The organism is Type-F symbiont of Plautia stali (genome assembly GCF_059731105.1).
Genome location: NZ_AP035909.1, coordinates 1,578,203 through 1,603,297 on the forward strand (window position 1 = coordinate 1,578,203; position 25,095 = coordinate 1,603,297).

General features: G+C 56.0%; 24 protein-coding genes. 23 read left to right on the plus strand and 1 reads right to left on the minus strand.

Features of this window, described 5'->3' with window-relative positions:
- Window positions 1-79 precede the first annotated feature (79 nt).
- Complete coding sequence (gene tssB, locus AC6I7A_RS07460; protein ID WP_009090754.1) at window positions 80-613, plus strand: type VI secretion system contractile sheath small subunit; 534 nt, start codon at window positions 80-82, stop codon at window positions 611-613.
- The gene (gene tssC / locus AC6I7A_RS07465) at window positions 610-2,109 is read left to right on the plus strand and encodes a type VI secretion system contractile sheath large subunit (protein ID WP_009090753.1); all 1,500 of its coding nucleotides are present in this window, start codon (window positions 610-612) and stop codon (window positions 2,107-2,109) included. Before tssB ends, tssC begins: the two co-directional genes overlap by 4 nt.
- 101 nt (window positions 2,110-2,210) lie before the next feature.
- Here the strand turns inward: tssC and AC6I7A_RS07470 are convergent, their stop codons facing one another.
- Window positions 2,211-2,450 carry a hypothetical protein gene (locus AC6I7A_RS07470; RefSeq protein ID WP_082668223.1) on the minus strand — a complete coding sequence of 80 codons (240 nt, stop codon included), beginning with the start codon at window positions 2,448-2,450 and terminating at the stop codon, window positions 2,211-2,213.
- Between the two features lie 320 nt (window positions 2,451-2,770).
- Between AC6I7A_RS07470 and AC6I7A_RS07475 the strand changes: the two genes are divergently transcribed.
- From AC6I7A_RS07475 to AC6I7A_RS07575, 21 genes are all read left to right on the plus strand, one after another.
- Window positions 2,771-3,253 carry an Hcp family type VI secretion system effector gene (locus tag AC6I7A_RS07475; protein WP_009090751.1) on the plus strand — a complete coding sequence of 161 codons (483 nt, stop codon included), beginning with the start codon at window positions 2,771-2,773 and terminating at the stop codon, window positions 3,251-3,253.
- Between the two features lie 74 nt (window positions 3,254-3,327).
- Window positions 3,328-4,320 (plus strand): hypothetical protein, encoded by a 993-nt coding sequence (locus tag AC6I7A_RS07480; protein ID WP_058958467.1) that lies wholly within the window; start codon window positions 3,328-3,330, stop codon window positions 4,318-4,320.
- Window positions 4,317-4,730 (plus strand): hypothetical protein, encoded by a 414-nt coding sequence (locus AC6I7A_RS07485; RefSeq protein WP_058958466.1) that lies wholly within the window; start codon window positions 4,317-4,319, stop codon window positions 4,728-4,730. Before AC6I7A_RS07480 ends, AC6I7A_RS07485 begins: the two co-directional genes overlap by 4 nt.
- A 16-nt stretch (window positions 4,731-4,746) precedes the next feature.
- On the plus strand, window positions 4,747-5,142 hold the full coding sequence (locus AC6I7A_RS07490; RefSeq protein WP_064484527.1) for a lysozyme inhibitor LprI family protein: 396 nt from the start codon (window positions 4,747-4,749) through the stop codon (window positions 5,140-5,142).
- Between the two features lie 14 nt (window positions 5,143-5,156).
- The gene (locus AC6I7A_RS07495; protein WP_111208828.1) at window positions 5,157-5,576 is read left to right on the plus strand and encodes a hypothetical protein; all 420 of its coding nucleotides are present in this window, start codon (window positions 5,157-5,159) and stop codon (window positions 5,574-5,576) included.
- A 174-nt stretch (window positions 5,577-5,750) separates the two neighbouring features.
- The gene (locus AC6I7A_RS07500) at window positions 5,751-6,125 is read left to right on the plus strand and encodes a T6SS amidase immunity protein Tai4 family protein (protein ID WP_058958464.1); all 375 of its coding nucleotides are present in this window, start codon (window positions 5,751-5,753) and stop codon (window positions 6,123-6,125) included.
- A gap of 26 nt (window positions 6,126-6,151) precedes the next feature.
- Complete coding sequence (locus tag AC6I7A_RS07505; protein WP_058958463.1) at window positions 6,152-6,526, plus strand: hypothetical protein; 375 nt, start codon at window positions 6,152-6,154, stop codon at window positions 6,524-6,526.
- Between the two features lie 217 nt (window positions 6,527-6,743).
- The gene (locus tag AC6I7A_RS07510) at window positions 6,744-7,340 is read left to right on the plus strand and encodes a hypothetical protein (RefSeq protein WP_111208831.1); all 597 of its coding nucleotides are present in this window, start codon (window positions 6,744-6,746) and stop codon (window positions 7,338-7,340) included.
- A gap of 166 nt (window positions 7,341-7,506) precedes the next feature.
- On the plus strand, window positions 7,507-9,378 hold the full coding sequence (tagH, locus tag AC6I7A_RS07515; protein WP_058958461.1) for a type VI secretion system-associated FHA domain protein TagH: 1,872 nt from the start codon (window positions 7,507-7,509) through the stop codon (window positions 9,376-9,378).
- Entirely contained in the window at window positions 9,375-10,166 is a 792-nt protein-coding gene (locus AC6I7A_RS07520) for a PP2C family protein-serine/threonine phosphatase (protein ID WP_046101647.1), read from the plus strand. Before tagH ends, AC6I7A_RS07520 begins: the two co-directional genes overlap by 4 nt.
- A gap of 10 nt (window positions 10,167-10,176) precedes the next feature.
- Complete coding sequence (locus tag AC6I7A_RS07525) at window positions 10,177-11,157, plus strand: hypothetical protein (protein WP_058958460.1); 981 nt, start codon at window positions 10,177-10,179, stop codon at window positions 11,155-11,157.
- 16 nt (window positions 11,158-11,173) lie between these two features.
- Window positions 11,174-12,001 (plus strand): type VI secretion system accessory protein TagJ, encoded by an 828-nt coding sequence (locus tag AC6I7A_RS07530; protein ID WP_058958459.1) that lies wholly within the window; start codon window positions 11,174-11,176, stop codon window positions 11,999-12,001.
- Complete coding sequence (tssE, locus tag AC6I7A_RS07535; RefSeq protein ID WP_009090738.1) at window positions 11,991-12,566, plus strand: type VI secretion system baseplate subunit TssE; 576 nt, start codon at window positions 11,991-11,993, stop codon at window positions 12,564-12,566. The genes AC6I7A_RS07530 and tssE overlap by 11 nt, the downstream gene beginning before the upstream one ends.
- Window positions 12,567-12,568: 2 nt before the next feature.
- The gene (gene tssF, locus AC6I7A_RS07540) at window positions 12,569-14,440 is read left to right on the plus strand and encodes a type VI secretion system baseplate subunit TssF (protein WP_058958458.1); all 1,872 of its coding nucleotides are present in this window, start codon (window positions 12,569-12,571) and stop codon (window positions 14,438-14,440) included.
- Window positions 14,437-15,483 carry a type VI secretion system baseplate subunit TssG gene (tssG, locus tag AC6I7A_RS07545; RefSeq protein WP_009090735.1) on the plus strand — a complete coding sequence of 349 codons (1,047 nt, stop codon included), beginning with the start codon at window positions 14,437-14,439 and terminating at the stop codon, window positions 15,481-15,483. Before tssF ends, tssG begins: the two co-directional genes overlap by 4 nt.
- A 54-nt stretch (window positions 15,484-15,537) precedes the next feature.
- Window positions 15,538-18,147: a type VI secretion system ATPase TssH gene (gene tssH, locus AC6I7A_RS07550; protein ID WP_058958432.1), complete on the plus strand. Its 2,610-nt coding sequence runs from the start codon at window positions 15,538-15,540 to the stop codon at window positions 18,145-18,147.
- 27 nt (window positions 18,148-18,174) lie between these two features.
- Window positions 18,175-19,677, plus strand: coding sequence for a serine/threonine protein kinase (locus AC6I7A_RS07555; protein ID WP_058958431.1), 1,503 nt, complete (start codon window positions 18,175-18,177; stop codon window positions 19,675-19,677).
- Window positions 19,678-19,693: 16 nt separating this feature from the next.
- Window positions 19,694-21,841: a type VI secretion system Vgr family protein gene (locus tag AC6I7A_RS07560; RefSeq protein ID WP_058958430.1), complete on the plus strand. Its 2,148-nt coding sequence runs from the start codon at window positions 19,694-19,696 to the stop codon at window positions 21,839-21,841.
- A gap of 2 nt (window positions 21,842-21,843) precedes the next feature.
- Entirely contained in the window at window positions 21,844-22,998 is a 1,155-nt protein-coding gene (locus AC6I7A_RS07565) for a DUF2169 family type VI secretion system accessory protein (RefSeq protein ID WP_058958429.1), read from the plus strand.
- Complete coding sequence (locus AC6I7A_RS07570) at window positions 22,991-24,253, plus strand: Tle-like phospholipase domain-containing protein (RefSeq protein ID WP_058958428.1); 1,263 nt, start codon at window positions 22,991-22,993, stop codon at window positions 24,251-24,253. The genes AC6I7A_RS07565 and AC6I7A_RS07570 overlap by 8 nt, the downstream gene beginning before the upstream one ends.
- Window positions 24,250-24,978 (plus strand): ankyrin repeat domain-containing protein, encoded by a 729-nt coding sequence (locus AC6I7A_RS07575; RefSeq protein ID WP_498004682.1) that lies wholly within the window; start codon window positions 24,250-24,252, stop codon window positions 24,976-24,978. Before AC6I7A_RS07570 ends, AC6I7A_RS07575 begins: the two co-directional genes overlap by 4 nt.
- Window positions 24,979-25,095 lie beyond the last annotated feature (117 nt).

Consider the following 25,095-nt stretch of genomic DNA (forward strand, 5'->3'; position numbering starts at 1 on the left):
GCAGACATAACGCACTCACACAGCGGGACCTGCGCGCCTGCTGTGACACTTTATCCGCGCATCATTAATGGAGAAAACCATGGCAACAAGCAAATCCAGTGGGCAGAAGTTCATTGCCCGCAATCGCGCGCCTCGCGTTCAGATTGAATATGACGTGGAAATTTATGGCGCGGAACGCAAAATTCAGCTGCCGTTTGTGATGGGCGTGCTGGCGGATCTGGTCGGTAAACCGCTGGAGCCGCAACCGGGCATCGACGAGCGTAAATTTCTTGAGATCGACATCGATAACTTCGATGAGCGCATGAAAGCCCTGAAGCCGCGCGCCGCTTTCCAGGTGGATAACACCCTGAACGGCGAAGGCAAACTGAATATTGATCTGACTTTTGACAGCATGGATGACTTCTCGCCGGATGCCGTGGCCCGTAACGTCGAGCCGCTGAGCAAATTGCTGGAAGCGCGTACCCAGCTGGCCAACCTGCTGACCTACATGGATGGCAAAAACGGCGCGGAAGAGCTGATTGGTAAAGTGCTGCAGGACCCGACGCTGTTACAGGCCCTGACCCATCTGCCAAAGCAGGGTGACACCACTGACGCAGAGGAGCCTAAAGCATGACCCAGACTTCACAACAGCCGCAATCACAGGGCGCGGCCAGCTTCAGTCAGGATGAGTTCAGCGCGCTGCTGAACAAAGAGTTCCGGCCGAAAAGCGATCAGGCGCGTGCTGCCGTGGAAAGCGCGGTAAAAACCCTGGCGCAGCAGGCGCTGGAAAATACCGTGACCGTCTCCAGCGATGCCTATCGCACCATCCAGGCACTGATCGCGGAGATTGATGAAAAGCTGTCGCAGCAGGTAAATCAGATTATTCACCATCCGGATTTTCAGTCGCTGGAGAGTGCCTGGCGTGGCCTGAGCTACCTGGTGAACAACACCGAAACCGACGAGATGCTGAAAATCCGCTTCATGAGCATCTCCAAACAGGAGCTGGGCCGCTCCCTGAAGCGCTACAAAGGCGCTGGCTGGGACCAGAGCCCGCTGTTCAAGAAGATTTATGAGCAGGAGTATGGTCAGTTCGGCGGCGAGCCGTTTGGCTGTCTGGTAGGTGACTACTATTTCGATCACAGTCCGCAGGATGTTGAGCTGCTGGGTGAGATGGCACGTATCGGGGCGGCAGCGCACTGTCCGTTTATTACCGGTACCGCGCCGGAAGTGATGCAGATGGAGTCCTGGCAGGAGCTGGCGAATCCGCGTGACCTCTCCAAGATCTTCCAGAACACCGAATATGCCGCCTGGCGCAGTCTGCGTGAATCGGAAGATGCCCGTTATCTGGGGCTGGTGATGCCGCGCTTCCTGTCGCGTCTGCCGTACGGCATCCGCACCAACCCGGTCGACAGCTTCGATTTTGAAGAGCAGACCGACGGTTCCGATCACAGCAACTACGCGTGGAGCAACGCCGCCTACGCGATGGCAGCCAACATCAACCGTTCGTTCAAAGAGTATGGCTGGTGCACCGCGATTCGCGGCGTGGAGTCAGGCGGGGCGGTTGAAAACCTGCCGTGCCACACCTTCCCAAGCGACGACGGCGGCGTGGACATGAAGTGTCCGACCGAAATCGCCATCAGCGATCGCCGCGAAGCGGAGCTGGCGAAAAACGGCTTCATGCCGCTGGTACATCGCAAAAACTCTGACTTCGCCGCCTTTATCGGTGCGCAGTCACTGCAGAAGCCGACGGAGTATCACGATGCGGATGCCACGGCCAATGCCCGTCTGGCGGCGCGCCTGCCTTACCTGTTTGCCTGCTGCCGCTTCGCGCACTACCTGAAGTGCATCGTGCGTGACAAGATCGGCTCCTTCCGCGAGCGCGATGAGATGGAGCGCTGGCTGAACGACTGGGTGATGAACTATGTCGATGGCGATCCGGCTAACTCCTCCCAGGAGACCAAATCACGTAAGCCGCTGGCGGCGGCTGAGGTCAATGTGGAAGAGCAGGAGGATAATCCGGGCTACTACGCTGCGAAGTTCTTCCTGCGTCCGCACTACCAGCTGGAAGGACTGACGGTGTCACTGCGTCTGGTTTCTAAGCTGCCGTCACTGAAAAATGACAACGCCTAAAGGGTGAGAAGGGGCGCGATGCTGGAGTCTGAATCTGCATCGCGCGCTTCCCTGCTGATGAGGCTATTAACCGGATGTTTGCCTGAGCCTGGTGGGCAATGCTATGCCCGGTCTTTTTCAGACTGAGTGCGTTTGCATACGCTTTTCACCAGTATAAAAGTCACCGCGACACAAACTGCGATGAAAACGGCTTTACCGGCAATCAATCCGAGTGAACAGGCATTGAAATGCTCATAGCGAGAAATGAGATATAGCGACCCGATAAGATCAGTGATCGAATAAAGTGAAAGTAGTGACATTAATATGGCCAGGAAAAGTAAGATGATTTTCTTCACGCTCATTCCTTTTTTGAGCAATTGACAGGCCCGCTACTATAAACTTTGCATGATATTACTGTCTACAGAATGGCCGGCTGCAATCTCAGGCGAATGGAAGAACATTCATTCGCATGTCAGGTTTCGCTATGAACAAGCGAGAAATAAAAGTATTTGTCCGATTAAAAAAACGGGCAGCAAGAAGTCTGAAATAGCGTTAATGACGCTATTTCAGAAGCAAGGCAAAGGTAAAATATGGACTGTTTTATTCAGCCCCATGCTTTTCTTTTTGCCATATCCTTGCTTTTTTGAAAGCAATAATCTCAACCAATAAAGAGTGAAAGATAATGGCTATTGATATGTTTATGAAGGTTGACGGTGTCACCGGCGAGTCCAAAGACTCTAACCACACTGGCTGGACCGATATTACCTCTTTCTCATGGGGTGCCTCTCAGCCAGGCAACATGTCTGTTGGCGGCGGCGGCGGTGCCGGTAAAGTTAACTTTAACGACCTGCACGTTAACGCCCTGATCGACAAATCGACCACGGCACTGCTGAAGAACTGTGCTAGCGGTAAGCACCTCGCTAAAGTTGAACTCTCTATCTGTAAAGCGGGTGGGACTCAGGTTGAGTATGCACGCATTACTCTGGAAGATGTGCTGGTAACCACCGTTAATTACAACGGTTCTGACAACGGCGATACGCTGGGCATGACCTACTCCTTCCAGGCTTCTAAAGTGAAGCAGCAGTACTGGGAACAGAGTGCTTCCGGCGGCAAAGGCGCAGAGAGCAGCGCAGGCTGGGACATCAAAGGCAACAAAGAAGCGTAATCAGGTACGCCCCTGCCAGGGGCGTATTTTAAAAGCAGGAACTGACATGCGTTTAATAGCAAAAGGAGATTGTGATGGCTGAAAAAAATTCAATTGAACCGGGGTTTTGTGTTGTCCAGCGTCCGGGAAGGCTGACCGAGCAGGCAATGTGGCTCTATGGCACACGAAATATGGCTGCTGCGAACTTCTTTTTGCAATTGAATGCTGATGTTGCCTGGGCTAAACCCGGCCAGATACTAATTGTTGCCGATCCCAATGGAAACAATCATCCCCCAGCAATGCGTACTCTGGTTGAGGCTAAAAAAAGAACTAATGATAGTGTCACTCATCTGACAGTGGATGAGGCGGATTTTTTCAATCGTCATTATGCTTCAATTGCTGCAATCACTAATTACATGGACAAAGCTTCAGGGATTGTTGGAGATGCAGGTGAAAAATATTTCGATGAAATCGGTAAGAAACTTGTCGCGATTGAAAATGCCTACCGCAACCAATATCTGACTTCAGGAACTCTGTTCGGACAGCAGTTTTTTATCGAGCGCCGAAAGTTGTTTGGCGAACTTGATCTACTGTTGAATCGTTTATCGCGATTAATGCTAAATATGCGGCCTTATGACAAGATCAAACATGCCTTAAACCTATCCAGTTCTTCGATAGTCCATGACTGGCAAACTGCCGGAGCAACAGCAATAAGAGGTTATTCGACTTATGTTGATGGTGCAGCTAAAGCCGCAAAATTTATGAAAATGGGCGGATGGGTTTCGGTAGGATTTAGCGCTATCAATACTACTAATGAGGTTTACCATAGTTGTACTTCAGAGCGTGAGAGTGAATGTTCCAAAGTGGCGGTTAAGGAATACTCTAAGTTTGCAGCGAGCACGACAGCAGGCATTCTGGGTGGTGCAGCGTCAGCAACTCTTGCAACTTCAGTTTGCGTAGCATTAGGTGTTGCCACCGGAGGCGTGGGTGCGTTAGCTTGTGGAATAGTCGGCTCCGCAGTAGGGGGTTATGGAACAGCTAAATTAGGTGAAAAAGGCGCAGGTGTATTGATGGATAAGATTTTATGAGTTTGTATGATTTTTTCATGTATGGCTGTTTGTTTTTATCTGCGTTAGTCATCGTTATGCATATCTATGCTGCCTGCTATTTTAAAGCTCATCAGGGGGCTTATCAGGATTTTATTGACCGCTATCAGAAGGCTGGCTTGCAGTTAGATCTGACAACGAAATTTGCAAATAACCTGGGTTTTTATGCTAACTATCAGAAAATCGCTTTTTTCATGAATCTCAGAAAAGGGCGCAAGATGCGCTTTTCTCAAACGGAAAAGGTTAGCATCAGAGCCTATGACTTCGTGCAGCAACAACCTCAGGAAAATGTGGCGTGGATGGAGAAGACGCTTCATCTTTATCAGTTTACGTTCTGCATGACTTTTGCCTGGGTTTTCTTTATGTCCATATTTATTTATGTGCTCAACTAGATGTTGCAGGATACCTGTGAAGCTCTTTAAGTGCGTTTTTGCCGCAGCCTCTCTTTTCATCAGTGCTTCAGTACTTGCTGATGATATCTGTGTAAAACAGCCTTCAGAGGGTGCGTTGTATCAGTGTACTGTTCAGCAGAAAAAGCTGGCAGAAGAGGAGCTGAACATGGAGTACCAGACGGCAAAAAAACGCATTTTTCAGCTGTATGGCGCGCAGAAAAAAGTGGCGGATGAGTATGTCGCTGTTATGGTCGATACACAGCGTAACTGGCTTAAATATCGTGATGGTCAATGCAGACTTGAAGCCTTTGCCGCTGAAGAGAATAGTAATGCCAATGCGGTGGCAAACAACCTCTGTGTTATCCGTATTGACAAAGGGCGTACTGACCTTCTCAGGAAACTGCCTTACTGAATGGGTGCCGGAAAATGAACACGATACCTTTTTCTGATGTGCTTATTTTTTTATCAGTGGGTGCATTCTTAATCTCAATCCCGTTACAGCTTGTCGGTTATATCATCTTCAGGCGTCATGCCAGAGACTATGATGCATTGATAAGTGAGTTTCGTAAGCGGAATCTGCAACTGGATATACTCACTCAGACCAGCTCCTTTTTAGGTTCATCTTTTCACCCTTTGAAGATTTCCTGGTTTGCTCGCCTCTATAAAGGCGTTCGGATGAATAGCAGCAGGCATCAGCCGGTAAGCCGTGAAACATACAGGTTCATTCAGTCGCTGCCTGAAGATGAAATTGGCTGGCTGGTCCGCCTTCATCATTTAAATATGCTGACGGGTGTCTTAATGATGGGCGGTGGGATGGGTTTTGTTATCTGGCGCCATTTCTTTTAATCGTTTGTGCTTAGTTGCCTGCAGAATTTGAGTCGAAATTCGTTGTGCTGAGAATGGCTGAAGCGATGCCCGTAAAAGAATATTAGGATGGAACGCATTTTTTTGTGCCTCTTATCCTGAAGGGGTGCTGAGATTGAAAGTTATTTCCTGTGACGCTTCCCCCTGGGTGCTGAAATGAAAAAACCGTTCCTGTTATTTGCTCTGGTCATATCGCATGCCGCCCTGGCGATATCGCCACCTGCAACAGACGCCTATACGCAACCGCAGATTTTCAGTAACTGGCTGTTGAATCGATGTGCAGGGAAAGTTTCTTCTGATAAGGCGTTTACTGATGATGCCTTTAAAAGTGCCTCAGCCTGGCTGGAAGCAAGCCATCTCCCTGTTGACGCCTTCAGTGAAGGCGACAGGTTAATTGATGATTATCTTAAGATGGACCTGACCGGTTCGATCGCTGGAAACTTCAGAATGTTGAAATGCACACTGCTCTCGCAAAGTCAGGACGCAGAAACGGTTTACAGAAAGTACTCAGCTTCACATGAGCCAGACTAAAAGAGAATGAGGAGGAGCTGAATAACATGAAGTTTAAGAAGGTGTTTCTGGGGTTTTTTGTTCTGATCTCTTTGCCTCTTATGGCGTTTGCTAAGACAACGTTCAGTTTTGAAGGTAAGCATTTCAACGCGCAGATAACGTATGGTTGTGAAGAAGGAAATCTGACCTGCGATAAGGTCTTGCTCAAATCGGTAAGCCTTAAAGATGGCTCCTTTATCGTGCTTAAGGGGAAAACGATCAACACGCACTGTCCTGACGTTTGCGACTTTAAGGGCTATGAGTTCAGCAACAGAACGTTTAACTACGCATTCTACCCCAGCACCAAAGGTGAGGACCTCTGGGACTACATAGTGACGAAGAGGGATAAGGTTATCGCTCACGATGTTGGGACCATGAAATAACGTCGGGAAAGGAAGGCTTAAACGTAGTTCTGACCAGGATTTACGTAGCAGAGTTATCTCTTCCATCTGATGTTCAGCGTTACTTATTACACTAGTCGGGTTCGCTTTCGCTGAAAACGGTCCTGAGCCTGACCTGTTATTATCTGACACAGTGGTGACGGAAATGAAAGGCGTCTTAAAGTTTTTACTGTTGTGCTTATCGCTAAGCCAGAGTGTTATGGCAAACGATAATGTTAAGTCCGGTACGTTACAGGCTTACTGGTTACCGGAATGGCATGGCAATATTAATTCTCCATCGCTTCAGCTACGCTTTGTTGCAGATGATAAAAGCAGCGCGCATAAAATTATTAACATCAATAGGTCTGACGTGTCGCGTGAATTTATTGGCAGGCATTTCACTCAGATCCCCGACGACTTCTTTAAATATAAAGAAGGGCATGCTGAACAATATGGCATGGTGAAGATTAATAACCTTAAGGTTACTACAGAGTGTGATGATCACGTGTATCAGGCTGATCTGGTTTCTTTTACAGCACAGCCGATAAAAAAAGCCTGGGCTGAGCAGGGCTGTGATAGTTATCCCTGGTTAATAACCCTGCGGTTAAAACAGGGGATTCAGGAAAGTGAACTCCTGAGTCGGCCGGAACAGGGGAGTCAGTCTGTCGCTAAGGTCTCTTCACAAACATCTTTAATTAAAATTAAGAGTATCAACCAGGCGTGGTTTTATGTGGCGACATATGACGAAAGTCAGCCAGGTCTGACGGGGCCACTATCAGGCTATATTCCCGCGAATCGTCTTGAACCGGTTAACTGACACCCTGCAACGTTCACTTTTGATCAATCTGAACCGGCTTCGCACTACAAGGCGTCGCATTGATACTCGCCCATCACCCGTAACATCTCATTGCTCCCTATACCCCGCACCTTTCCCAGAGAGGTGCGCACTATAGATGCCGAACCGCTAACCGCAGGAATCCGTTATGCGCTTTACGATAATAACGACTAAACCGGGCCAACAGCCGCCGCAGACCCATTGTGACTTCTTTCCGCCCGGCGGCACCATTGGTCGCGGCGTGGACAACAATCTGGTCCTGCCAGATGACGACCGTACACTCTCCCGACTGCAGGCGATTGTGCATATCACCGCCAGCGGTGAGTGCCGCCTGACCAACCGTGGCAATGTGACGCGGGTGCTGCTCAACGATATTCCGCTTGAGCGTGGCCGTCAGGTCGAGCTGCAGGATGGGGACATTCTGGGCATTGATGATTATCAGCTGCGGGTCAGTGACCTCAACAGTGCGCAGCCGCCGCAGACGGAGAGGACGTCTCCGCGCCCTGAGCCGGTGCGCCCTGCGGCGGTAGTGCCTGAGCCGCCGGTGGAAAAAACCGCGACGGCGGCCATTCCCAGCGAAATCTGGGACAGCCTGGCGAAAGAGTTTTCGATCTCGGATGATCTCTCTAAGCGCAAAGCCGCGCCGGAAGTGCCGGAGGCACATCCGCTGACCGCGCCTGCCGCGCCGGAGCGTAACCCGGAAGATCCGCTCTCCCAGCTGGCTAATGACGCGCCGCTCGATTTTGGTCAGCAGCCTAAAAACAGCAGCCTGTTTGATGAAGGCGATGCGCTGTTCGCCCGGGAAAGCATTTTTGACGACAGAACGCCAAGCACGCTCTCTGCTCAGACGAAGACGGCGGCACCTCAGGCTGAAAAGCCCGCCGCTGAACTGGACCCGCTGAGCCTCTTTGAGGGTGAAAGCAGCATGGATGCCCGCAACCATGACGATCCGCTGGGACTGATGATGGGCAACGCGGTGCCGCTGGCCCAGCCGGAGCCGCAGACCGCGAAACCGGCCACCCTGCATGTGCCCCCGGAAGCCCCGGCCAGCGTGAAACCGGCGACCGGACGTCCGCCGGAAGCGGTGCCTGCCACGCCGGATGCGCAGGACTTTTCGATGCTGTTCAGTGACGCACCACCACCTCAGCAGGCAGCAGAGAGCCAGCCTCACCCTGAAGCGCCGGGCCAGACGTCCCTGATCGAAGATGAAGACGCCGCTCAGCCCTACGCGGTCACGCCGCAAAATGAGTATGGCGGGATTACGCTGCCTACGCCGCAGGCCGTACAGCGCGCACCTTCACCGACGCCAAAAGGGCGGCTGCGTATCGATCCGGTCGCCTCGGGATATCAGCCTGCTGCCACGGAACAGCCGTCGACCGCCGGCCAGAACAGCGGCGACGCCCTGAAGGGGGAACTGCTGGATGCGCTGCTGGAAGGGATGGGTCTGCGTGACCTGCAGCCGACGCCCCAGTTTGACCGGGAACAGATGCTGCAGTTTGGTCAGATGCTCAGCATGTTCTCACAGGGAACGGTCGCGCTGCTCTCATCGCGTTCGATCCTCAAGCGCGGCGTCAAAGCTGACATGACGGTGATCCTTGACGACGCCAACAACCCGTTCAAGCTGCTGCCGTCAGGCAAGACCGTCCTGATGCAGATGTTCGGCAGCCGGATGCCGGGCTTTATGCCACCGCGTCAGGCTGTACGCGATGCGCTGATCGACCTGCAGGCCCACCAGCTGGGAATGATCGCCGGGATCCGCGCCATCATCGCCTCCATGCTGCAATCTTTTAATCCGGAACAGCTGGAGGAGGAGGCGCGCCAGGCGGGATCGGTGTCACGCATCGGCCTGCCGGGCAGCCGCAAAGCCGCCCTGTGGGAACATTTTGTTGAGCGTTACGGCGAGACGGCGGGCGAAATCGAGGACGATTTTCACACCCTGTTTGGCGAAGCGTTCCTGCACGCCTATGACCTGGAAGTCAATCAGTACAAAGACTCACAAACCCACACGGATGACGCATGAATATCACTATTGCCTCGACGTCGAATCAGGGCGATCGCGCCAGTAACCAGGACCAGATCGGTGATGTGATCGGCAAGCGCTCCGCCTGCTTTGTCGTGTGTGATGGCGTGGCGGGATTCCCCGGCGGCGAGATTGCCGCGTCGATCGCCCGCAGCAGCCTGCTGGAGGCCTTTGATGGCAATGCGCATCTTGATGCGCAGTCGATTCGCCGCTATGTCAATCACGCCAACCACGCCATTCGTCAGCAGCAGAAAGTCAGCAGTGAACACAGCCGGATGGGGACCACGATGGTCAGCCTGTTTATCGACCGGGACTACCATCTGGCCTGCTGGGCCCACGCCGGGGACAGCCGCCTCTATCTGTTCCGGCGCGGTTATCTCTATCTGGTCACCACCGATCACAGTCTGGTGCAGCAGATGAAGGATGCCGGACACCGTACCGAAGGGATCAACAGCAATCTGCTCTATTTTGCGCTGGGGATGGGTGATGAGCAGCGCGACGCCAGCTACAGCGACGTGGTGGAGATTGAAGATGGCGATGCCTTTCTGCTCTGCACCGACGGTTTCTGGCACGGCGTGTCGCTGGAGCAGATGCAGCAGTCGCTGCACATGGTGAATACGCCGGAAGAGTGGCTGACGCTGATGCAGCAGATCATTAAAAACGACCAGCCGGATGCTGGACAGCAGGATAACTTCAGTGCGCTGGCCGTCTGGATTGGGTCACCTCAGGACACCACTTTGCTGCACTCGCTCTCTGAAGCGGCGCAGTTCTTCCCTCTGCGAGATTGAGAACGCCAACATGAAATATGGATTACTGGGTCTGGCAGCGCTGCTGCTCAGCACGCACGCTTATGCTGAAAACTATCGCATCGTCCAGTCCCCGGCACAGAAACTGGATGTCTGGATCGATAACGTAAAAAACAATCAGCTGTCGAGCTGGTGTAACAGCACAATCTCTCTGCGGATCGTCACGCTGGGTGAAAAAGACCCGGCGGTGCTGAAAACCTTCCTGCCGCGCGTTGCCGGATTGATGGCGTCCCAGTGTAAACCGCTGCAACAGCTGCACTGGCAGCTCACCGACGCGCAGGGCAGTGAAATCGCGACCGGCAGCGCTGCCAGAGCGCAGCAGTGGAAAACCGTGGTTACGCCGCCTGCAACACCGCCTGCGACACCGGCCGCCACGGCCGCCGCCGTGCCTGCCGATCCGCTGGTCAACGCCGCGCAGGCAGACACCTCGCCGTGGCTGCAGTTCAGTCTGCTGGATGGCTGCCATTTCCGCACCTGGTGGCAGCACCCGGCTCAGGGTAGCGCGCTGTTTGTTCCGGCAAAGCAGGGGCTGGTCTGCGGGTCGGATGGCTGGCTCAGCGGACACAGCAGCCTGACGCAGCAGGGTAACGGCGCGACGGCGCAGGTGGGTGTGACCTTCCTGCAGGGCTTCCCGGTCATGGGGCTGAGCAATCAGTCGGCGACCACCGAACTGCACATCACTACGGTCAACAGCGAGCGGATGGTGCTGAGCAACGAAAAATCACCGGACAGCTGGCTGATACTGCCGTTCAGCAACCGGTTTAACGGCTGGCAGGCCAGCCCGCAGGTCGTCGTACAGATGCCGGTCAGCGAAGCTTCGGATGAGAGCGCGGTCGCGGCACGTCTGCAGGAGGTGCGCAAAGTCTGGTCGCCGTGGATCAGCGGCAATGCGGCGCTGAGCGTGAAGCTGGTGGAAAAGCTGCATCCTGAACTGAAAGATCCGGCCGCTGCGGTTTATCGCACCCTCAACTGACGCAAAAGGAGTTTGCATGGAAACCTTACAGCATCGTCTGGCCAATGCCTCGCTGAGCGAAGCGCTGGCTGATGTTACCCGCCAGATCCAGGCCTCTCCGGCCAGCGCTGACCTGCGGGCCGCGTTTGTGCAGCTGCTCTGTCTGGCAGGCAACTGGTCGCGTGCGCAGACCCAGCTGCAATCCTGGCTGGCGTTAAGCCCGCAGGCGCAGCCGACGGTGAATCTTTTGCAGCAGGCGATTGCCGGTGAGCTGCAGCGCGACGCCGTGCTGCGTGGCGAGGCGCAGCCGGTGCTGCCCGGCAGTGCCTGGCACTGGTGCGACACGCTGCTGGCCGCACTGCAGGCGGAGGCAGAGGGCGATGCCGCATGCGGCTCTGCACTGCGTGCTGAAGCACTCGAACTCGCTGCCGCGAATCCCGGCAGCGCCACTCAGCAGGATCAGCCTTCGTCCTTCAGCTGGCTGATGGATGGCGACAGCCGCTTTGGGCCGGTGTGTGAAGTCATCAGTCAGGGCCGTTACTACTGGATCCCGTTCGCGGCGATCCGTGAAATGCAGTTTCAGGCGCCCGCCAGCGTCACCGATCTGGTGTGGCGTCATACGCGGGTGCAGCTGATTGATGGCAGTGAGCAGGTGTGCCAGATCCCGGCGCGCTATCCGCTGCTGGCAGGAGCGGAAGAACGTTTTCTGCGTGCCGGTGCCACCGAATGGCAGCCGCTGGGCGACGATCCGGATCAGTTCATCGGTCAGGGGCAGAAAATGTGGCTCACCGACAGCGCAGAGTTTTCGCTGCTGAGTCTGCAGCAGGTCCTGTTTGATAACGTTGAGAGTGCTGATGAGTCATGATTCAGGCGGGCAGAATGACGGCTATGCCCAGCTGCATGGCGGCTTTCGTGCGCGCAAAAAGCGCGATGCGTTAACGTCCCGCGACAAACTGCAATCCTCGCTGCTGGATCGTCTCACCGACAACGCGCCGGAGAAGCAGCAGGAGGCGGAGAACAGCATGCTGATTACGCACAGCACGCTGCGCCGCCACGTTCTGCGCGATCTGCAGTGGCTGTTTAATACCATCAATAACGAAGCGCAGCAGGATCTCAGCGGCTTTGATCAGGTGCAGCGCTCGGTCTGGAATTTCGGCGTGGCACCCCTGGCCGGACAGAATGTCTCCGATATCGAGTGGCAGGATATCCAGCGCAAAATGACCAACGCCATTCTCCACTTCGAACCGCGCATTCTGCCGCAGGGCCTGCAGGTGCGCTGCGTGAGCGATCTCAGTTCGCTCAGCCTGCACAACGTGCTGTCGATTGAAATCAAAGGGCGGCTCTGGTGTGTGCCTTATCCGCTGGCGTTTCTGTTCCGCACCCAGGTTGATCTGGAGAGCGGCCATTTCGAACTTCAGGATGCAGGGTAATCATGGACAGCAATCTGCTCGACTACTACAACCGCGAACTGGCCTATCTGCGTGAGATGGGGGCGGAGTTTGCGGCGCGCTATCCCAAAGTGGCGGGACGTCTGGGCATGCGCGGCATCGATGTGGCAGACCCCTACGTCGAACGGCTGATGGAGGGATTCGCCTTTCTGACCTCCCGCGTGCAGCTGAAGATGGATGCGGAGTTTCCGCGCTTCTCGCAGCGTCTGCTGGAGATGATTGCGCCTTCCTATCTGTCGCCGACGCCGTCGATGGCGATCGCCCAGCTGACCCCGGACAGCCGGAAAGGGGACATCACGCAGGGATTCCATGTGCCGCTTGGCACCATGATGGAAAGCCAGAACCTGAAAAAAACCGGCGTCACCTGCAGCTATACCACCGCCCAGGATGTGATGCTGCATCCGCTGCGCATCAGCGAAGTCACGCTTGGCGGGGTGCCCGGCGATCTGCCCACGGGGGAGCTGAAACTCAGCGGCCTGGGGGCAGCCAGTGCACTGCGCATCCGCATCAGCTGTGAGGGGATCTCCTCGCTGAGTCAGCTGAACGTGGATGACCTGATGCTGTTTCTCAGCGGCCCGGATATTCAGGCCCTGAAACTGCTTGAGCTGCTGATGGCGCACCGGGTGGGCATCGTGCTGCAATCCGTTGAGAAGCACCCTCAGCGTCAGGTGCTTTCAGATGATGCCCTGCAGCAGGAAGGGTTCGCGCCGGAGCAGGCGCTGCTGCCTGACGATCTGCGCAACTTCGACGGCTATCGCCTGTTGCAGGAATATTTCGCGTTCCCGGCGCGCTTCCAGTTTATCAGCCTGAACCAGCTCGCGCCGTTTCTGCGCCGCTGCGACAGCGCCCAGGCATTCGACATCATCATTCTGCTCGACAAGGCGGACAGTGGGCTGGAGAGCGTGGTCGATCACAGCCACCTGGCGCTGCACTGCACCCCGGTCATCAACCTGTTCCCGAAAACGGCAGAGCGCCTGAAGGTCAGCGACAGTCAGCATGAATATCACCTGGTGGTGGATAACATCCGGCCGCTGGATTATGAAGTGCATTCGGTGCAGCGCCTGTTCGCCACTATTGAGGGCAAGCGTGAAGAGCAGGTTTTCCGCCCCTTCTGGAGCACCTTCAGTGGCGATCAGGGCGACTATGGCGCCTACTTCTCGCTGCGCCGCGAGCAGCGCACCCTGTCTGAACAGGCGCAGCGCTATGGCACCCGCACCGGCTACATCGGTTCAGAACTCTTTCTCTCGCTGGTGGATGAGCATCACGCGCCGTGGCGCGATGAGATGCGCTATCTCTCCGCCGAAGTGATGTGTACCAGCCGCGATCTGCCGCTGATGCTGCAGCAGGATCAGGGCAACTTCGTCATGCCGGACTCCATTCCGGTGGCGGAGCTGAAGCTGTGCAAAGGCCCGACGCCGCCGCGTCCGGCCCTGGCCGAGGGGCTTTCCGCATGGCGGCTGATCAGCCATCTGCAGATGAACTACCTCAGCCTGATGGACAGCAGCGACGGAGAGGGCGCGGCGGCGCTGCGTCAGCTGTTAAGTCTCTACGCCAACCTGGCGGAAGCACCGGTTGCCCGCCAGATTGACGGCATCCGCCACTGCACGCTCAGCGCCGTTAACCGCCGCGTGCCGGAGCCAGGCCCGGTGGTGTTTGCGCGTGGTGTCAGTATCACGCTGGAGGTGGATGAGCAGGCGTTTTCGGGTGCCAGCCCGTGGCTGCTCGGCAGCGTACTGGAGCGGGTCTGCAGCCGCCTTGTGGCGCTGAACAGCTTCACCGAGTTCACCCTCAACAGCCAGCAGCGCGGCGAAGTCGGCTACTGGCCGCCGCGCATGGGCCGGAAGGCGCTGATATGAGTGGCGAAAAAGTCATTACGCTGCCACGACTGACCCGCCTGCCGGACGATTTCTGGCAGAAGGTGATGGCCGCGCCGTGGCGCTACGATCTGTTCCAGCTGCTGCGGCGGCTGGATGCGCAGGGCGGGCAGCGTTATCCGCTGGGCCGTGCGCCGCTGCCGAAGTTTGAAGCGGTGCGCATCGGGCAGACGCCGTCACTGGCGTTTGCTCCCTCTACCGTCGCCAGCGCCGCGCCGCGGGAGGAGACGGGACGCCACGATCTTTCGATTTACAGCTTTGGTCTGTTTGGCCCCAATGGTCCGCTGCCGACCCATCTGACCGAATATGTGCACGAACGGATTGTGCATCATCAGGATCACAGCCTGTCGGCATTTGCTGACCTGTTTCATCATCGCGCCACGCTGCTGTTCTATCGCGCCTGGGCGGATGCGCAGCCGACGGTCTCCCTGGATCGGCCCGACGACAGTCGCTTTCTGAACTATCTTGCCTGCCTTGCCGGCATCGGGTTGCCGGCCCAGCAGCAGGCCAGCTCACTCAGCCTGCATGCGCGGCTGATGCTGGTGGGGCATCTCAGCCGTCACGGTCACGACGCAGAAGGGCTGGTGCGCATTCTGCAGCACTATTTCGGCGTGCCGGTCAGGCTGACGCAGAACCTGCCGCACTGGCTTACGCTGGACAGCCGCGATCAGGCCCGCCTGGGTGCGGGACGCCATATGCCCCGGCTGGGTGCCTCCGCTTTTCTCGGCGTGGCGGTACGCGACGTACAGCACCGTTTCCGCCTCCATCTGGGGCCGCTCAGCGCCGCGCAGTATGCCCATTTCCTGCCTGATGCCCCCGGCGCGCGCGAAGTGCGCGACTGGGTACGTCACTACCTCGGCATCGAAATGCAGTGGGATCTCAGTCTGATCCTCGCCGCAGATGAGGTCGGGGGCGTGGCACTGGGTGGCGGTGCCCGGCTTGGTTATACCAGCTGGCTGGGGCAGATGCCGCAGCCGCAGGATCGCGAAGATTTTATATTTGAGGTTGAGGCTGCCTCGCGCTAGCCCAGCCGCTTTCCCTGTTACACAGCCTGCGTCTTTCATTGAAGAGAGTCCCCTATGTCAGAAATCAGCCGTGCCGTCCTGTTCGGCAAACTGGATACGCTGTTATTTACCTCGCTGGAAAGCGCCACCGCCTTTTGCAAACTGCGCGGCAATCCCTATGTTGAACTGGTGCACTGGCTGCATCAGCTGATGCAGCAGCAGGATGGCGACTTACAGCAGGTCATCACACATTTTTCACTGGATGAAAAGGCCCTGACTCAGGACATTGTCGCTGCGCTGGATCGCCTGCCGCGCGGCGCCAGTGCGGTCTCCGACCTCTCTGAGCATATCGACAGCGCCGTTGAGCGGGCGTGGGTTTACGCCTCACTGAAATATGGCGCAACCCGCATTCGCGGCGGTCATCTGCTCATCGGCATCCTAAAAACCTTTAACCTCGCCAGCGTGCTGAAAGGCATTTCCGGTCAGTTTGCCCGGATTAACGCCGATGCCCTGCTGGCGGAGTTCGACACGCTGCTCGGCAACAGCAAAGAAGCGCAGCAGGCGCTGAGCGCACCGCAGGATGCCGCAGGCGCACCGCCAGCCGCCAGCGGCAGCACGCTGGCGCAGTATGGCCAGGACCTGACGGCACGCGCCCGTGCGGGAAGTATCGATCCGGTGACCGGGCGTGATGAGGAGATCCGCCAGATGGTCGATATCCTGATGCGTCGCCGCCAGAACAACCCGCTGCTGACCGGCGAAGCGGGCGTCGGCAAAACGGCGGTGGTCGAGGGCCTTGCCCTGCGCATCGCGGCGGGCGATGTGCCTGCGCCGCTGCGTGACGTGCAGCTCTGGCTGCTGGATATCGGTCTGCTGCAGGCCGGTGCCGGGATGAAAGGGGAGTTTGAGGCGCGCCTGCAGGCACTGATCAACGAGGTGCAGTCCAGCCCGACGCCGATTGTGCTGTTTGTGGATGAGATCCACACCCTGGTCGGCGCGGGGGGGCAGCAGGGCACCGGCGACGCCGCCAACCTGCTGAAACCGGCGCTGGCGCGTGGCCAGCTGCGCACCATCGGCGCGACCACCTGGGCGGAATATAAAAAGTATATCGAGAAAGATCCGGCGCTGACCCGACGCTTCCAGACCGTGCAGGTGCAGGAGCCGGATGAGGCCAGAGCGATTCTGATGCTGCGCAGCACCGTCAGCGCACTGGAGAAGCATCACCGGGTGCTGCTGCTGGATGATGCGGTCAGTGCGGCGGTGAAACTCTCGCATCGCTACATCCCGGCGCGCCAGCTGCCCGATAAAGCCGTGGCGCTGCTGGACACCGCCTGTGCCCGCGTGGCGGTCAGTCAGGGCGCGCAGCCCGCGGCACTGGAGGATTGTCTGCACCGTCTGGCCGCGCTGGAGATTGAAGCGGAGATCGTGGAACGTGAAATCCGCGTCGGCCTCGGTGATGTGACCCGCCAGCAGGCGATTGCCGGAGAGCGTGCGGCGCTGGAAGCGGAACATGATGCGCTGCAACAGCGCTGGCTGCAGGAGCGCGAACTGGTCGAGACGCTGATTGCGCTGCGCGCCCGCTGTGCCACCGAAGAGGATGCGGCGCTGCGTGAACAGCGCGATGCCACACAGCAGCAGCTGACTGCGCTGCAGGGTGACACGCCGCTGCTCTTCGCCGCCGTTGATGCGGGCGTGGTAGCCGCTGTGGTCTCTGACTGGACCGGCATTCCGCTGGGCCGGATGGTGAAGAATGAGATCGACGCCGTACTCAATCTGGCGGACACCCTGAACCAGCGCGTTATCGGTCAGCGTCACGGTCTGGAGCTGATCGCGAAGCGGGTTCGCACCACGCGCGCCCGCCTCGACAACCCCAACAAACCGGCAGGCGTCTTCATGCTGTGCGGGCCGTCGGGCGTGGGTAAAACCGAGACCGCGCTGGCACTGGCCGAGTCGCTGTATGGCGGCGAGCAGAACATCATCACCATTAATATGAGCGAGTTTCAGGAGGCGCACACCGTTTCGACGCTGAAAGGGGCCCCGCCGGGCTATGTGGGTTACGGCGAAGGTGGCGTGCTGACCGAAGCGGTGCGCCGTCGCCCCTACAGTGTGGTGCTGCTGGATGAGATTGAGAAAGCCCATCCCGATGTGCATGAGCTCTTCTTCCAGGTGTTCGACAAGGGCTGGATGGAGGATGGCGAAGGGCGTCACATCGACTTCCGCAACACCATCATCATTCTGACCTCGAATGTCGGCACGCAGTTGATCAGCGCGATGTGCGCCGATCCGGAACTGATGCCCGATCCCGACGCCCTCAGCGCCGCCCTGCGTAAACCGCTGCTGGAAGTGTTCCCGCCTGCGCTGCTGGGTCGTCTGCTGGTGGTGCCGTACTACCCGCTCAGCGATGACATGCTGGCGGAGATTGTGCGGCTGCAGCTGGCGCGCATTGTGCGTCGTCTCGCCGACAATCACGGCATCGAGGCGGAGATCGACGAGTCGGTGGTGAATCAGATCGTGCAGCGCTGCACCGAAGTGGAGTCGGGCGGACGCATGGTCGACGCCATCCTCACCAACACGCTGTTACCGCAGATGAGCCAGATACTGCTCAGCGCCCACGCCCGCGATGAACGCTATCGCCGCGTGGCCGTGCGCTGTGAGCAGGGCGAATTTGTCTGCCAGTTCGCTGTTTAAAGCCTAGTCATCAGAGAGTTTTCGAATATGTCGGAACATGATCAACCCCTGAATGTCCCCAACGCCCTGCCGCTGGGTTACCGCTTCAATGAGTTTGAGATTAAAGAGGTCATCGGCGGTGGCGGCTTTGGCATCGTCTATCGCGCCTGGGACCACCAGCTGGAACGCGATATCGCCATCAAAGAGTTCATGCCCGCCTCGCTGGCGGTGCGCAGCGATGATCTCAACCTGGTGCTGCGCAGTGAGCGTTTCAGCAAAACCTTTCACGCCGGGCTGAACAGTTTCATCCAGGAGGCGCGGCTGCTGGCTCGCTTCAATCATCCCAACCTGCTGCACGTGCTGCGGTTCTGGGTGCAGAACGATACCGCCTATATGGGCACGGTGTTCTACAGCGGCACCACGCTCTCGACCTTCCGTGAACGTCAGCCGCAGTCGGTGAATGAAACCTGGATCCGCCGCCTGCTGCCACCGCTGCTGGGGGCGATTAAAACCATCCATGAAGCGGGCTATCTGCACCGTGACATCTCGCTGGATAACATCCAGATCCAGAGCAGCGGTGAGCCGATCCTGCTGGACTTCGGGTCAGCGCGTAAAACCATCGGCAACCTCTCCGATGAGAGCGAGACCATGCTGCGTCCCGGCTATGCGCCGATTGAGCAGTACAGCGACAACGATGAGAGCGAGCAGGGCGCATGGACCGATATCTACGCGCTGGGCGCGGTGCTGCATACGCTGATCACGGGCGCGCCGCCGCCGGTGAGCGTGGTGCGTAGTATCGAAGATAACTACCAGCCGCTGGTGCAGCGTCGTCTGGCGGGGTATTCCTCTGCGCTGCTCAGCGCTGTCGATCGTGCGCTGGCGCTGAAACCGGAAGATCGTCCGCAGAGTATTGATGACTTTGCGGCGCTGATGGCGCTGCCGGAACGTGAACCGGAGCCGCTGCTCAGCGCAAAAATGAGCGGGCCGGGCACCATGCTGGTGCCGATCGAAGAAGAGGAGGCGGTCAGCCCCGACTCGCGGCTTAAAACGCTGCTGGGCCACCGCTTTGCCCTGCCGGGCCTGGTGGCCGCGGGCGTGCTGGTCGGGCTGTGCGCCGGTCTGCTGATGTCGCGTGGTGATGAACAGACGGCCCCGGCGGAGACCGCGCAAAACAGCGCACCTGCTGTCACCGTCGCGCCGGTTAATCAGCCGGTGGCTGCGCCACCGACGCAGGCTGAGACCCTGCCGGATAGCGTTGCCAGCACCCCGGCTCAGACAACCGCGCCAGCGCAGACCGCCGCACGTGAACCCGATCCTCAACCGGCACCGCCAGCCGCCCCGGTGGCGCAGGTCTACATTCGCCTGCAGCAGGGTGAACGGGTTCAGGTGAACGGTCAGCCGCAGGCGCTGGTGCCTGCAGTCAATGGCTTTGCCACACTGCAGCTGGCGCCGGGCAACTACACCTTTGCCATCAGTGGCCAGAGCGGCACCCGCCAGCAGACGCTGAACGTCAGCGAAGAAGGCGTCTGGTTGCTTGATCCACACAGTTAATAGTCAGGGATTACTTATGTTCTCACGCATTACCGCACAGCTGCCGGCGGACGGCCTGCTGTTCCACACGCTGAAGGGCACCGAGGCGCTGTCGCACCCGTTTGTGCTCACCGCCGAGCTGCTCTCCACCGACGCGCGCATTGACCGCCACGCCCTGCTGGGCCAGCCGGTGACGTTCACGCTGCCGACCGACGGCCTGATGAGCGCGCTGAGCCCGCGCTACCTCAACGGTAAAATCACCCGGGTGGCGGTGCGCAGCCAGGAGCTGAACGGCACGCGCTACGCGTGCTACGAACTCACGGTGGAGCCGGACCTGTGGCCGATGAAGCGGGACCGCAACCTGCGCATCTTCCAGAGCCAGACGGTGCCGCAGATAGTGCAGACGCTGCTGAAGGAGTACGGGGTGAGCGTCGAGACGCGCCTGGCGGGCAGCTACCGGGTGTGGGAGTACTGCGTGCAGTATCAGGAGAGCAGCCTGGACTTCATCAGCCGCCTGATGGAGCTGGAGGGGATGTACTACTTCTTCCGCCACGAGGCGGACAAACACACGCTGGTGCTGTGCGACGCGCCGGACCAGCACCGGGCGTTTCCGGGCTACGGGACCATCGCCTACCACGTCACGCCGTCCGGCGGCGTGGTGACGGAGGAGGGCATCAGCCAGTGGTCGCTGTCGGAGAGCGTGACGCCGGGGATGTACAGCACCGACGACTATGACTTCCGCAAGCCGAACGCGTGGATGCTGCAGGCGCGGCAGAACCCGGCGTCGCCGGTGCCGGGCGCGGTGGACGTCTACGACTGGCCGGGGCACTTTGTGGACCACAGCCACGGCGAGTCCTACGCGCGCATCCGCCAGGAGGTGTGGCAGGCGGAGCACCACCGCGTCAGCGGGTCGGGCACGGCCACCGGCATCGCGCCGGGGTACACCTTCTCGGTCCTCAACGCGCCGCACTTCAGTGACAACGGCGAATACCTGGTGACCTCGGCGACCTATGACTTCGCCGAGAACCCCTACGCCAGCGGCGACGGCGGGGAGAGCCGCCACAACATTGACTTCACGGTGCTGCCGTCGTCGGTGACGTGGCGCACGCCGCCGGAGACGCCGTGGCCGAAGACCCACGGCCCGCAGACGGCGAAGGTGGTGGGGCCGAAGGGGGAGTCCATCTGGACCGACCGCTACGGCCGGGTGAAGGTGAAGTTCCACTGGGACCGCCTGGCGAAGGGTGATGACACCAGCTCCTGCTGGGTGCGCGTCTCCAGCGCCTGGGCGGGCCAGGGGTTCGGCGGTGTGCAGATCCCGCGCGTGAACGACGAGGTGGTGGTGGACTTCATCAACGGCGACCCGGACCGTCCGCTGATCATTGGTCGGGTGTATAACGAGGCGAGCATGCCGCCGTGGGCGCTGCCGGCGGCGGCGACGCAGATGGGTTTTCTGAGCCGGTCGAAGGATGGCACGGCGGACACCGCGAACGCGCTGAGGTTTGAGGATAAGGCGGGTGAAGAGCAGGTGTGGCTGCATGCTGAAAAGAATATGGACACTGAGGTGGAAAATGATGAAACCCACAGTGTTGGCAGCAACCGGACCAAGACCATCGGCGGCAACGAAACGACCGAGGTGAAGAAAAACCGCACTGAAACGGTCGATCAGAATGAAACCATTACTGTTCATCAGAACCGTACTGAGACGGTGGATGGAAATGAAACCATCACCATACACAGTAATCGTACTGAAACGGTCGATCAGAACGAAAATGTGCGAATCGGGCAAAACCAGTCCGTTACGGTTAATGGCAATCAGACGCTTAAGGTCGATCAGGCCAAAACTGAAACAATCGCACTGGCTTCCATGCTTAATGTCGGACTGGCCCAGAACACGAATATCGGTGCAGCCTATGTGCTTAACGTCGGCGCTGGCTGGATGACTAATGTCGGCGCAATGCAGATGCACAATGTTGGCATGAAATATTCGCTGAATGCCGGGCGGGATATCGCACTTTCTGCCGGGACAAACGCCGAGTTCAGTGCTGAAGACAAAATCACCCTGGTATGTGGCGAATCGATGATCGTGCTTGAGCAGAATGGCACCATCACCATCAGCGCGAATAAGATCAAGCTGGTCGGTGAGAAGGTGATTGATATCGATGGTACACAGATAGACATCAACTGATTATGGAAAATTTTGTCAATTTAACTGCCTTTCCGGCATTACTCTTTGATTCCCTGGATCAACACGATCATGGCTTTTCAACAGTCGTTGCCCGTCTTAGCTATGATCTGGATATCAAAAGTGGTGAACTGGTTTTCTGTGAGGATCAGGGTGAGCTGGTTGAGCAGGACAGCTATTTCGCTGAGCAGGGCCGGAGCAGTGTCCGATTCGAAAGCGATTTGGCCCCCTATAAACCACGTATGGATGTGGTCATTAATGCGACGGCCTGGGCACCTGAAGATAAGCCGGTAAAAAGTTTTACCGCTGGCGTTCAGGTGGGAGATTTTACCCGTCTCATTAAAATTAATGGGCCGCGTGAATGGCGAAAGATGATTGCCACCTGGCATCTAAGTGAATCTCAACCGCTAACATCGCTGGATCTTCGCTATGAATACGCCGCGGGGGGATTCTACTCTTCAGAAGGTGAAAAAATTATTGCCTCTCCGGTAAACAGTGTTGGGATGGGATGGTATCCTCCCGAAGTACTGAAAAACCTGAAAGTCCAGCGCCTGACAGCCCCACAGATCGAGTGGCCAACGCAGCCAATACAAAAAATTGATCAACAGTCATCACCTGCGGGTTTTGGCTTTTTTGGCCGGGGCTGGCAAGGAAGGATTGAACTGGCAGGACGCTACGATGAAAAATGGCGAAAAGACCGTCATCCTTTGCTGCCACAGGATTTTAACTTTGCTTACTGGAATGGCGCGCATCCCTTAATGCAATTTCCCTTGCCGGAACCACTCAAAAGTGTGCCTGTAACGCTGCGTTATTTTATTTCATCCCGTGAGATTGAGAATCAGCAAATTCATTTGCAGGTCCCCGTGGAGTCACTTTTTGTATTTATTACCACGGAGAAAGGGGCTGGAGTGGCAAAAGATATGGTCCTTGATACGCTGGTTATAGACCTGAATGAGCGAAAAGTACATTGTAGCTATCGTTCTGTAATTTCGGAACTTATGGAGCCGGTCATGACCGAACTGCGTTTCATCAAAGCGGAACAACGCCAGCAACAGCTGGACCTTGCGGCACGCCTTAATAGTCATTCTGATGAACCACAGTTTGTGCCGTTACCACCAAGCCTGTTGGCGAAATTACAGCAGGTGAAAACGAATGGCTGAAAATTACGCTGCCCGTAAAGATGGTGCATACAAAGTAGTTGGTATGGCACCTGACCTTTGTTTTACGCCGGGATCGCAATCTCCGGTTCCCTATCCCGTACAGACCACGCTTGACTCATCTGCATCTACAATTAATTCTGTCAAATTCAATGGCCATCCTGCCTTTGTATTCAATCAAAGTTTTGTGCCCAAAACGATAGGAGATGCAGCAGGAACGAACAAGGGTGTTACCAGCGGAACGGTAGAGGGGAATTGCTGGCCGATTGAACACAGTCCTGATACCAATATAGGTGGTTTCAGAATTATCAGAGTTCAGGATATGTTTTTCATGAATGGCAGTTTCTTGCCAGGCATGCTAGGCATGTCCAAAAGTGAACGATGGAAATATCGTAAACATTTAATTGAACTAGGAAAGAGCAGTGGCGACAAGGATGTACAGGTTGCAGCAAATCGTCTTGAACTGGATAACACCGCCGTTGAAAAAGCTCGTTTAGCCTCAGTAATCTATGACGGAGGGGAACCATCGGAACCAACCCCCGGTATGCCTGAAGGATGGACTGATATAAGTAATGATGCAGAGGCATTAAAGAAGATAAATCTGAAACCTGAAAATCTTATTGCTGACGGAGCTCCTGGGTTCAGAGCCAGAGTTTATGCGCCGGATCCGGCTATATTTGGCGATGATATGAAAATATCTGTCGTTTTTCGCGGCACAAGAAAAACTGAGATTGAAGACTGGACGGCAAATATCAATCAGGGAGTTGACAAAGACTCTGACTATTATAAACAAGCGGTTATAATAGGTAAGAGTTTACCTGCAGTTGATAATGTTGATGTGGTCGGTCATTCTCTCGGTGGTGGATTAGCGTCTTCGGCAGCAGAAGCGGGAAATATTAAAGGGTGGACATTTAATGCTGCGGGATTAAACAAGAATACTGTATCACGATATTCCGGCTCATCGGGTTCCGGAGATCCAAAAAATATCGATGCATTCAGAGTGGAAGGAGAGATATTGACCGATGTGCAGGAGGTTAACCCTGGAAGGTTGCTGGAGTTTGGATTGAAGTATGGGCCTGGACTAGCTGTATTAAAGGCATATATTGCAGGGAAGGCACCTGACTCCGTAGGTGTCAGACACAATTTATCCGGCGGTGAGGGCAATCCTGTCACTTTGCATGGTATGGAGCAGGTGATACATTGTCTGGAGTTAGAAAAGGACCATGATATAGCAACAATTACCGGAGGGAAATTTTGAACATTTTAAGAAAGATTATTTTTTTGCCTTTTTTATTTTCATTTTTAACTTTACAGGCTTGTAATGATATGAAGAAAATCCATCCGGAAGAATACTTCTCAGGAAGTCAGTTACAACTGGCGCAGGCAATTGAAGATGGTAATGTTAATGAGGTAGAGAAATTATCAACGCAGACTGATCTTAATAAGCCTGGCGAGAAGGGTTTGACGATTTTGTATTATGCCCTCAGTGAAGCTCAAAAAAAGGACATTAACAGACTCAATGTAATGAGTGCTTTAGTGAAGCATGGCGCCGATCCTCTTCAATACGTTGCCGATATGGGATCTGTGGCAACTAATACAGCGGGATATGCAGACCCAGTTTTTATCAAGGCATTGATTAAAGGAGGAATGGATAAAAATGCGAGATTTAAAAGCACGCCGATAATATTTTATGCAACCAATGAGCGGGCTTTTCCAACTTTAAAATATCTTGTAGAAATTGGTACTGACGTCAATGCCAGAGATGGTCTTGGACAAACAGCAATTTTTGAAGGGATATATGGTGAGCAATATGATCAGGTTGAGTACCTTCTTAATCATGGTGCCGATGCAAATGTGACTAATGTTAATAAGGTGACATTCAATCAATTATTGGATAGATCCATCAACAATACTAATAAAGAAAACGTGAAAGCTATTGATAAGCTGAAAGAGATAAAAGCGCTGGCACAAGCAAACCAATAGGGTTTTGGAAGAGGCTGTGTTGTATGGGTTAGTTGCACGCAAATCGTCAGATGATTTGCGTCCTAGCCTGACCTATAACACGAGGGTCAGACCACAAAAAAGAGTCCCTGTCACTAT

Bases quoted from the DNA above. Each gene is read 5' to 3' on its own strand.
- tssB (WP_009090754.1), top strand. From the start codon at position 80: ATGGCAACAAGCAAATCCAGTGGGCAGAAGTTCATTGCCCGCAATCGC.
- tssC (WP_009090753.1), top strand. From the start codon at position 610: ATGACCCAGACTTCACAACAGCCGCAATCACAGGGCGCGGCCAGCTTC.
- AC6I7A_RS07470 (WP_082668223.1), bottom strand. From the start codon at position 2,450: ATGAGCGTGAAGAAAATCATCTTACTTTTCCTGGCCATATTAATGTCA.
- AC6I7A_RS07475 (WP_009090751.1), top strand. From the start codon at position 2,771: ATGGCTATTGATATGTTTATGAAGGTTGACGGTGTCACCGGCGAGTCC.
- AC6I7A_RS07480 (WP_058958467.1), top strand. From the start codon at position 3,328: ATGGCTGAAAAAAATTCAATTGAACCGGGGTTTTGTGTTGTCCAGCGT.
- AC6I7A_RS07485 (WP_058958466.1), top strand. From the start codon at position 4,317: ATGAGTTTGTATGATTTTTTCATGTATGGCTGTTTGTTTTTATCTGCG.
- AC6I7A_RS07495 (WP_111208828.1), top strand. From the start codon at position 5,157: ATGAACACGATACCTTTTTCTGATGTGCTTATTTTTTTATCAGTGGGT.
- AC6I7A_RS07500 (WP_058958464.1), top strand. From the start codon at position 5,751: ATGAAAAAACCGTTCCTGTTATTTGCTCTGGTCATATCGCATGCCGCC.
- AC6I7A_RS07505 (WP_058958463.1), top strand. From the start codon at position 6,152: ATGAAGTTTAAGAAGGTGTTTCTGGGGTTTTTTGTTCTGATCTCTTTG.
- AC6I7A_RS07510 (WP_111208831.1), top strand. From the start codon at position 6,744: ATGGCAAACGATAATGTTAAGTCCGGTACGTTACAGGCTTACTGGTTA.
- tagH (WP_058958461.1), top strand. From the start codon at position 7,507: ATGCGCTTTACGATAATAACGACTAAACCGGGCCAACAGCCGCCGCAG.
- AC6I7A_RS07520 (WP_046101647.1), top strand. From the start codon at position 9,375: ATGAATATCACTATTGCCTCGACGTCGAATCAGGGCGATCGCGCCAGT.
- AC6I7A_RS07525 (WP_058958460.1), top strand. From the start codon at position 10,177: ATGAAATATGGATTACTGGGTCTGGCAGCGCTGCTGCTCAGCACGCAC.
- AC6I7A_RS07530 (WP_058958459.1), top strand. From the start codon at position 11,174: ATGGAAACCTTACAGCATCGTCTGGCCAATGCCTCGCTGAGCGAAGCG.
- tssE (WP_009090738.1), top strand. From the start codon at position 11,991: ATGAGTCATGATTCAGGCGGGCAGAATGACGGCTATGCCCAGCTGCAT.
- tssF (WP_058958458.1), top strand. From the start codon at position 12,569: ATGGACAGCAATCTGCTCGACTACTACAACCGCGAACTGGCCTATCTG.
- tssG (WP_009090735.1), top strand. From the start codon at position 14,437: ATGAGTGGCGAAAAAGTCATTACGCTGCCACGACTGACCCGCCTGCCG.
- tssH (WP_058958432.1), top strand. From the start codon at position 15,538: ATGTCAGAAATCAGCCGTGCCGTCCTGTTCGGCAAACTGGATACGCTG.
- AC6I7A_RS07555 (WP_058958431.1), top strand. From the start codon at position 18,175: ATGTCGGAACATGATCAACCCCTGAATGTCCCCAACGCCCTGCCGCTG.
- AC6I7A_RS07560 (WP_058958430.1), top strand. From the start codon at position 19,694: ATGTTCTCACGCATTACCGCACAGCTGCCGGCGGACGGCCTGCTGTTC.
- AC6I7A_RS07565 (WP_058958429.1), top strand. From the start codon at position 21,844: ATGGAAAATTTTGTCAATTTAACTGCCTTTCCGGCATTACTCTTTGAT.
- AC6I7A_RS07570 (WP_058958428.1), top strand. From the start codon at position 22,991: ATGGCTGAAAATTACGCTGCCCGTAAAGATGGTGCATACAAAGTAGTT.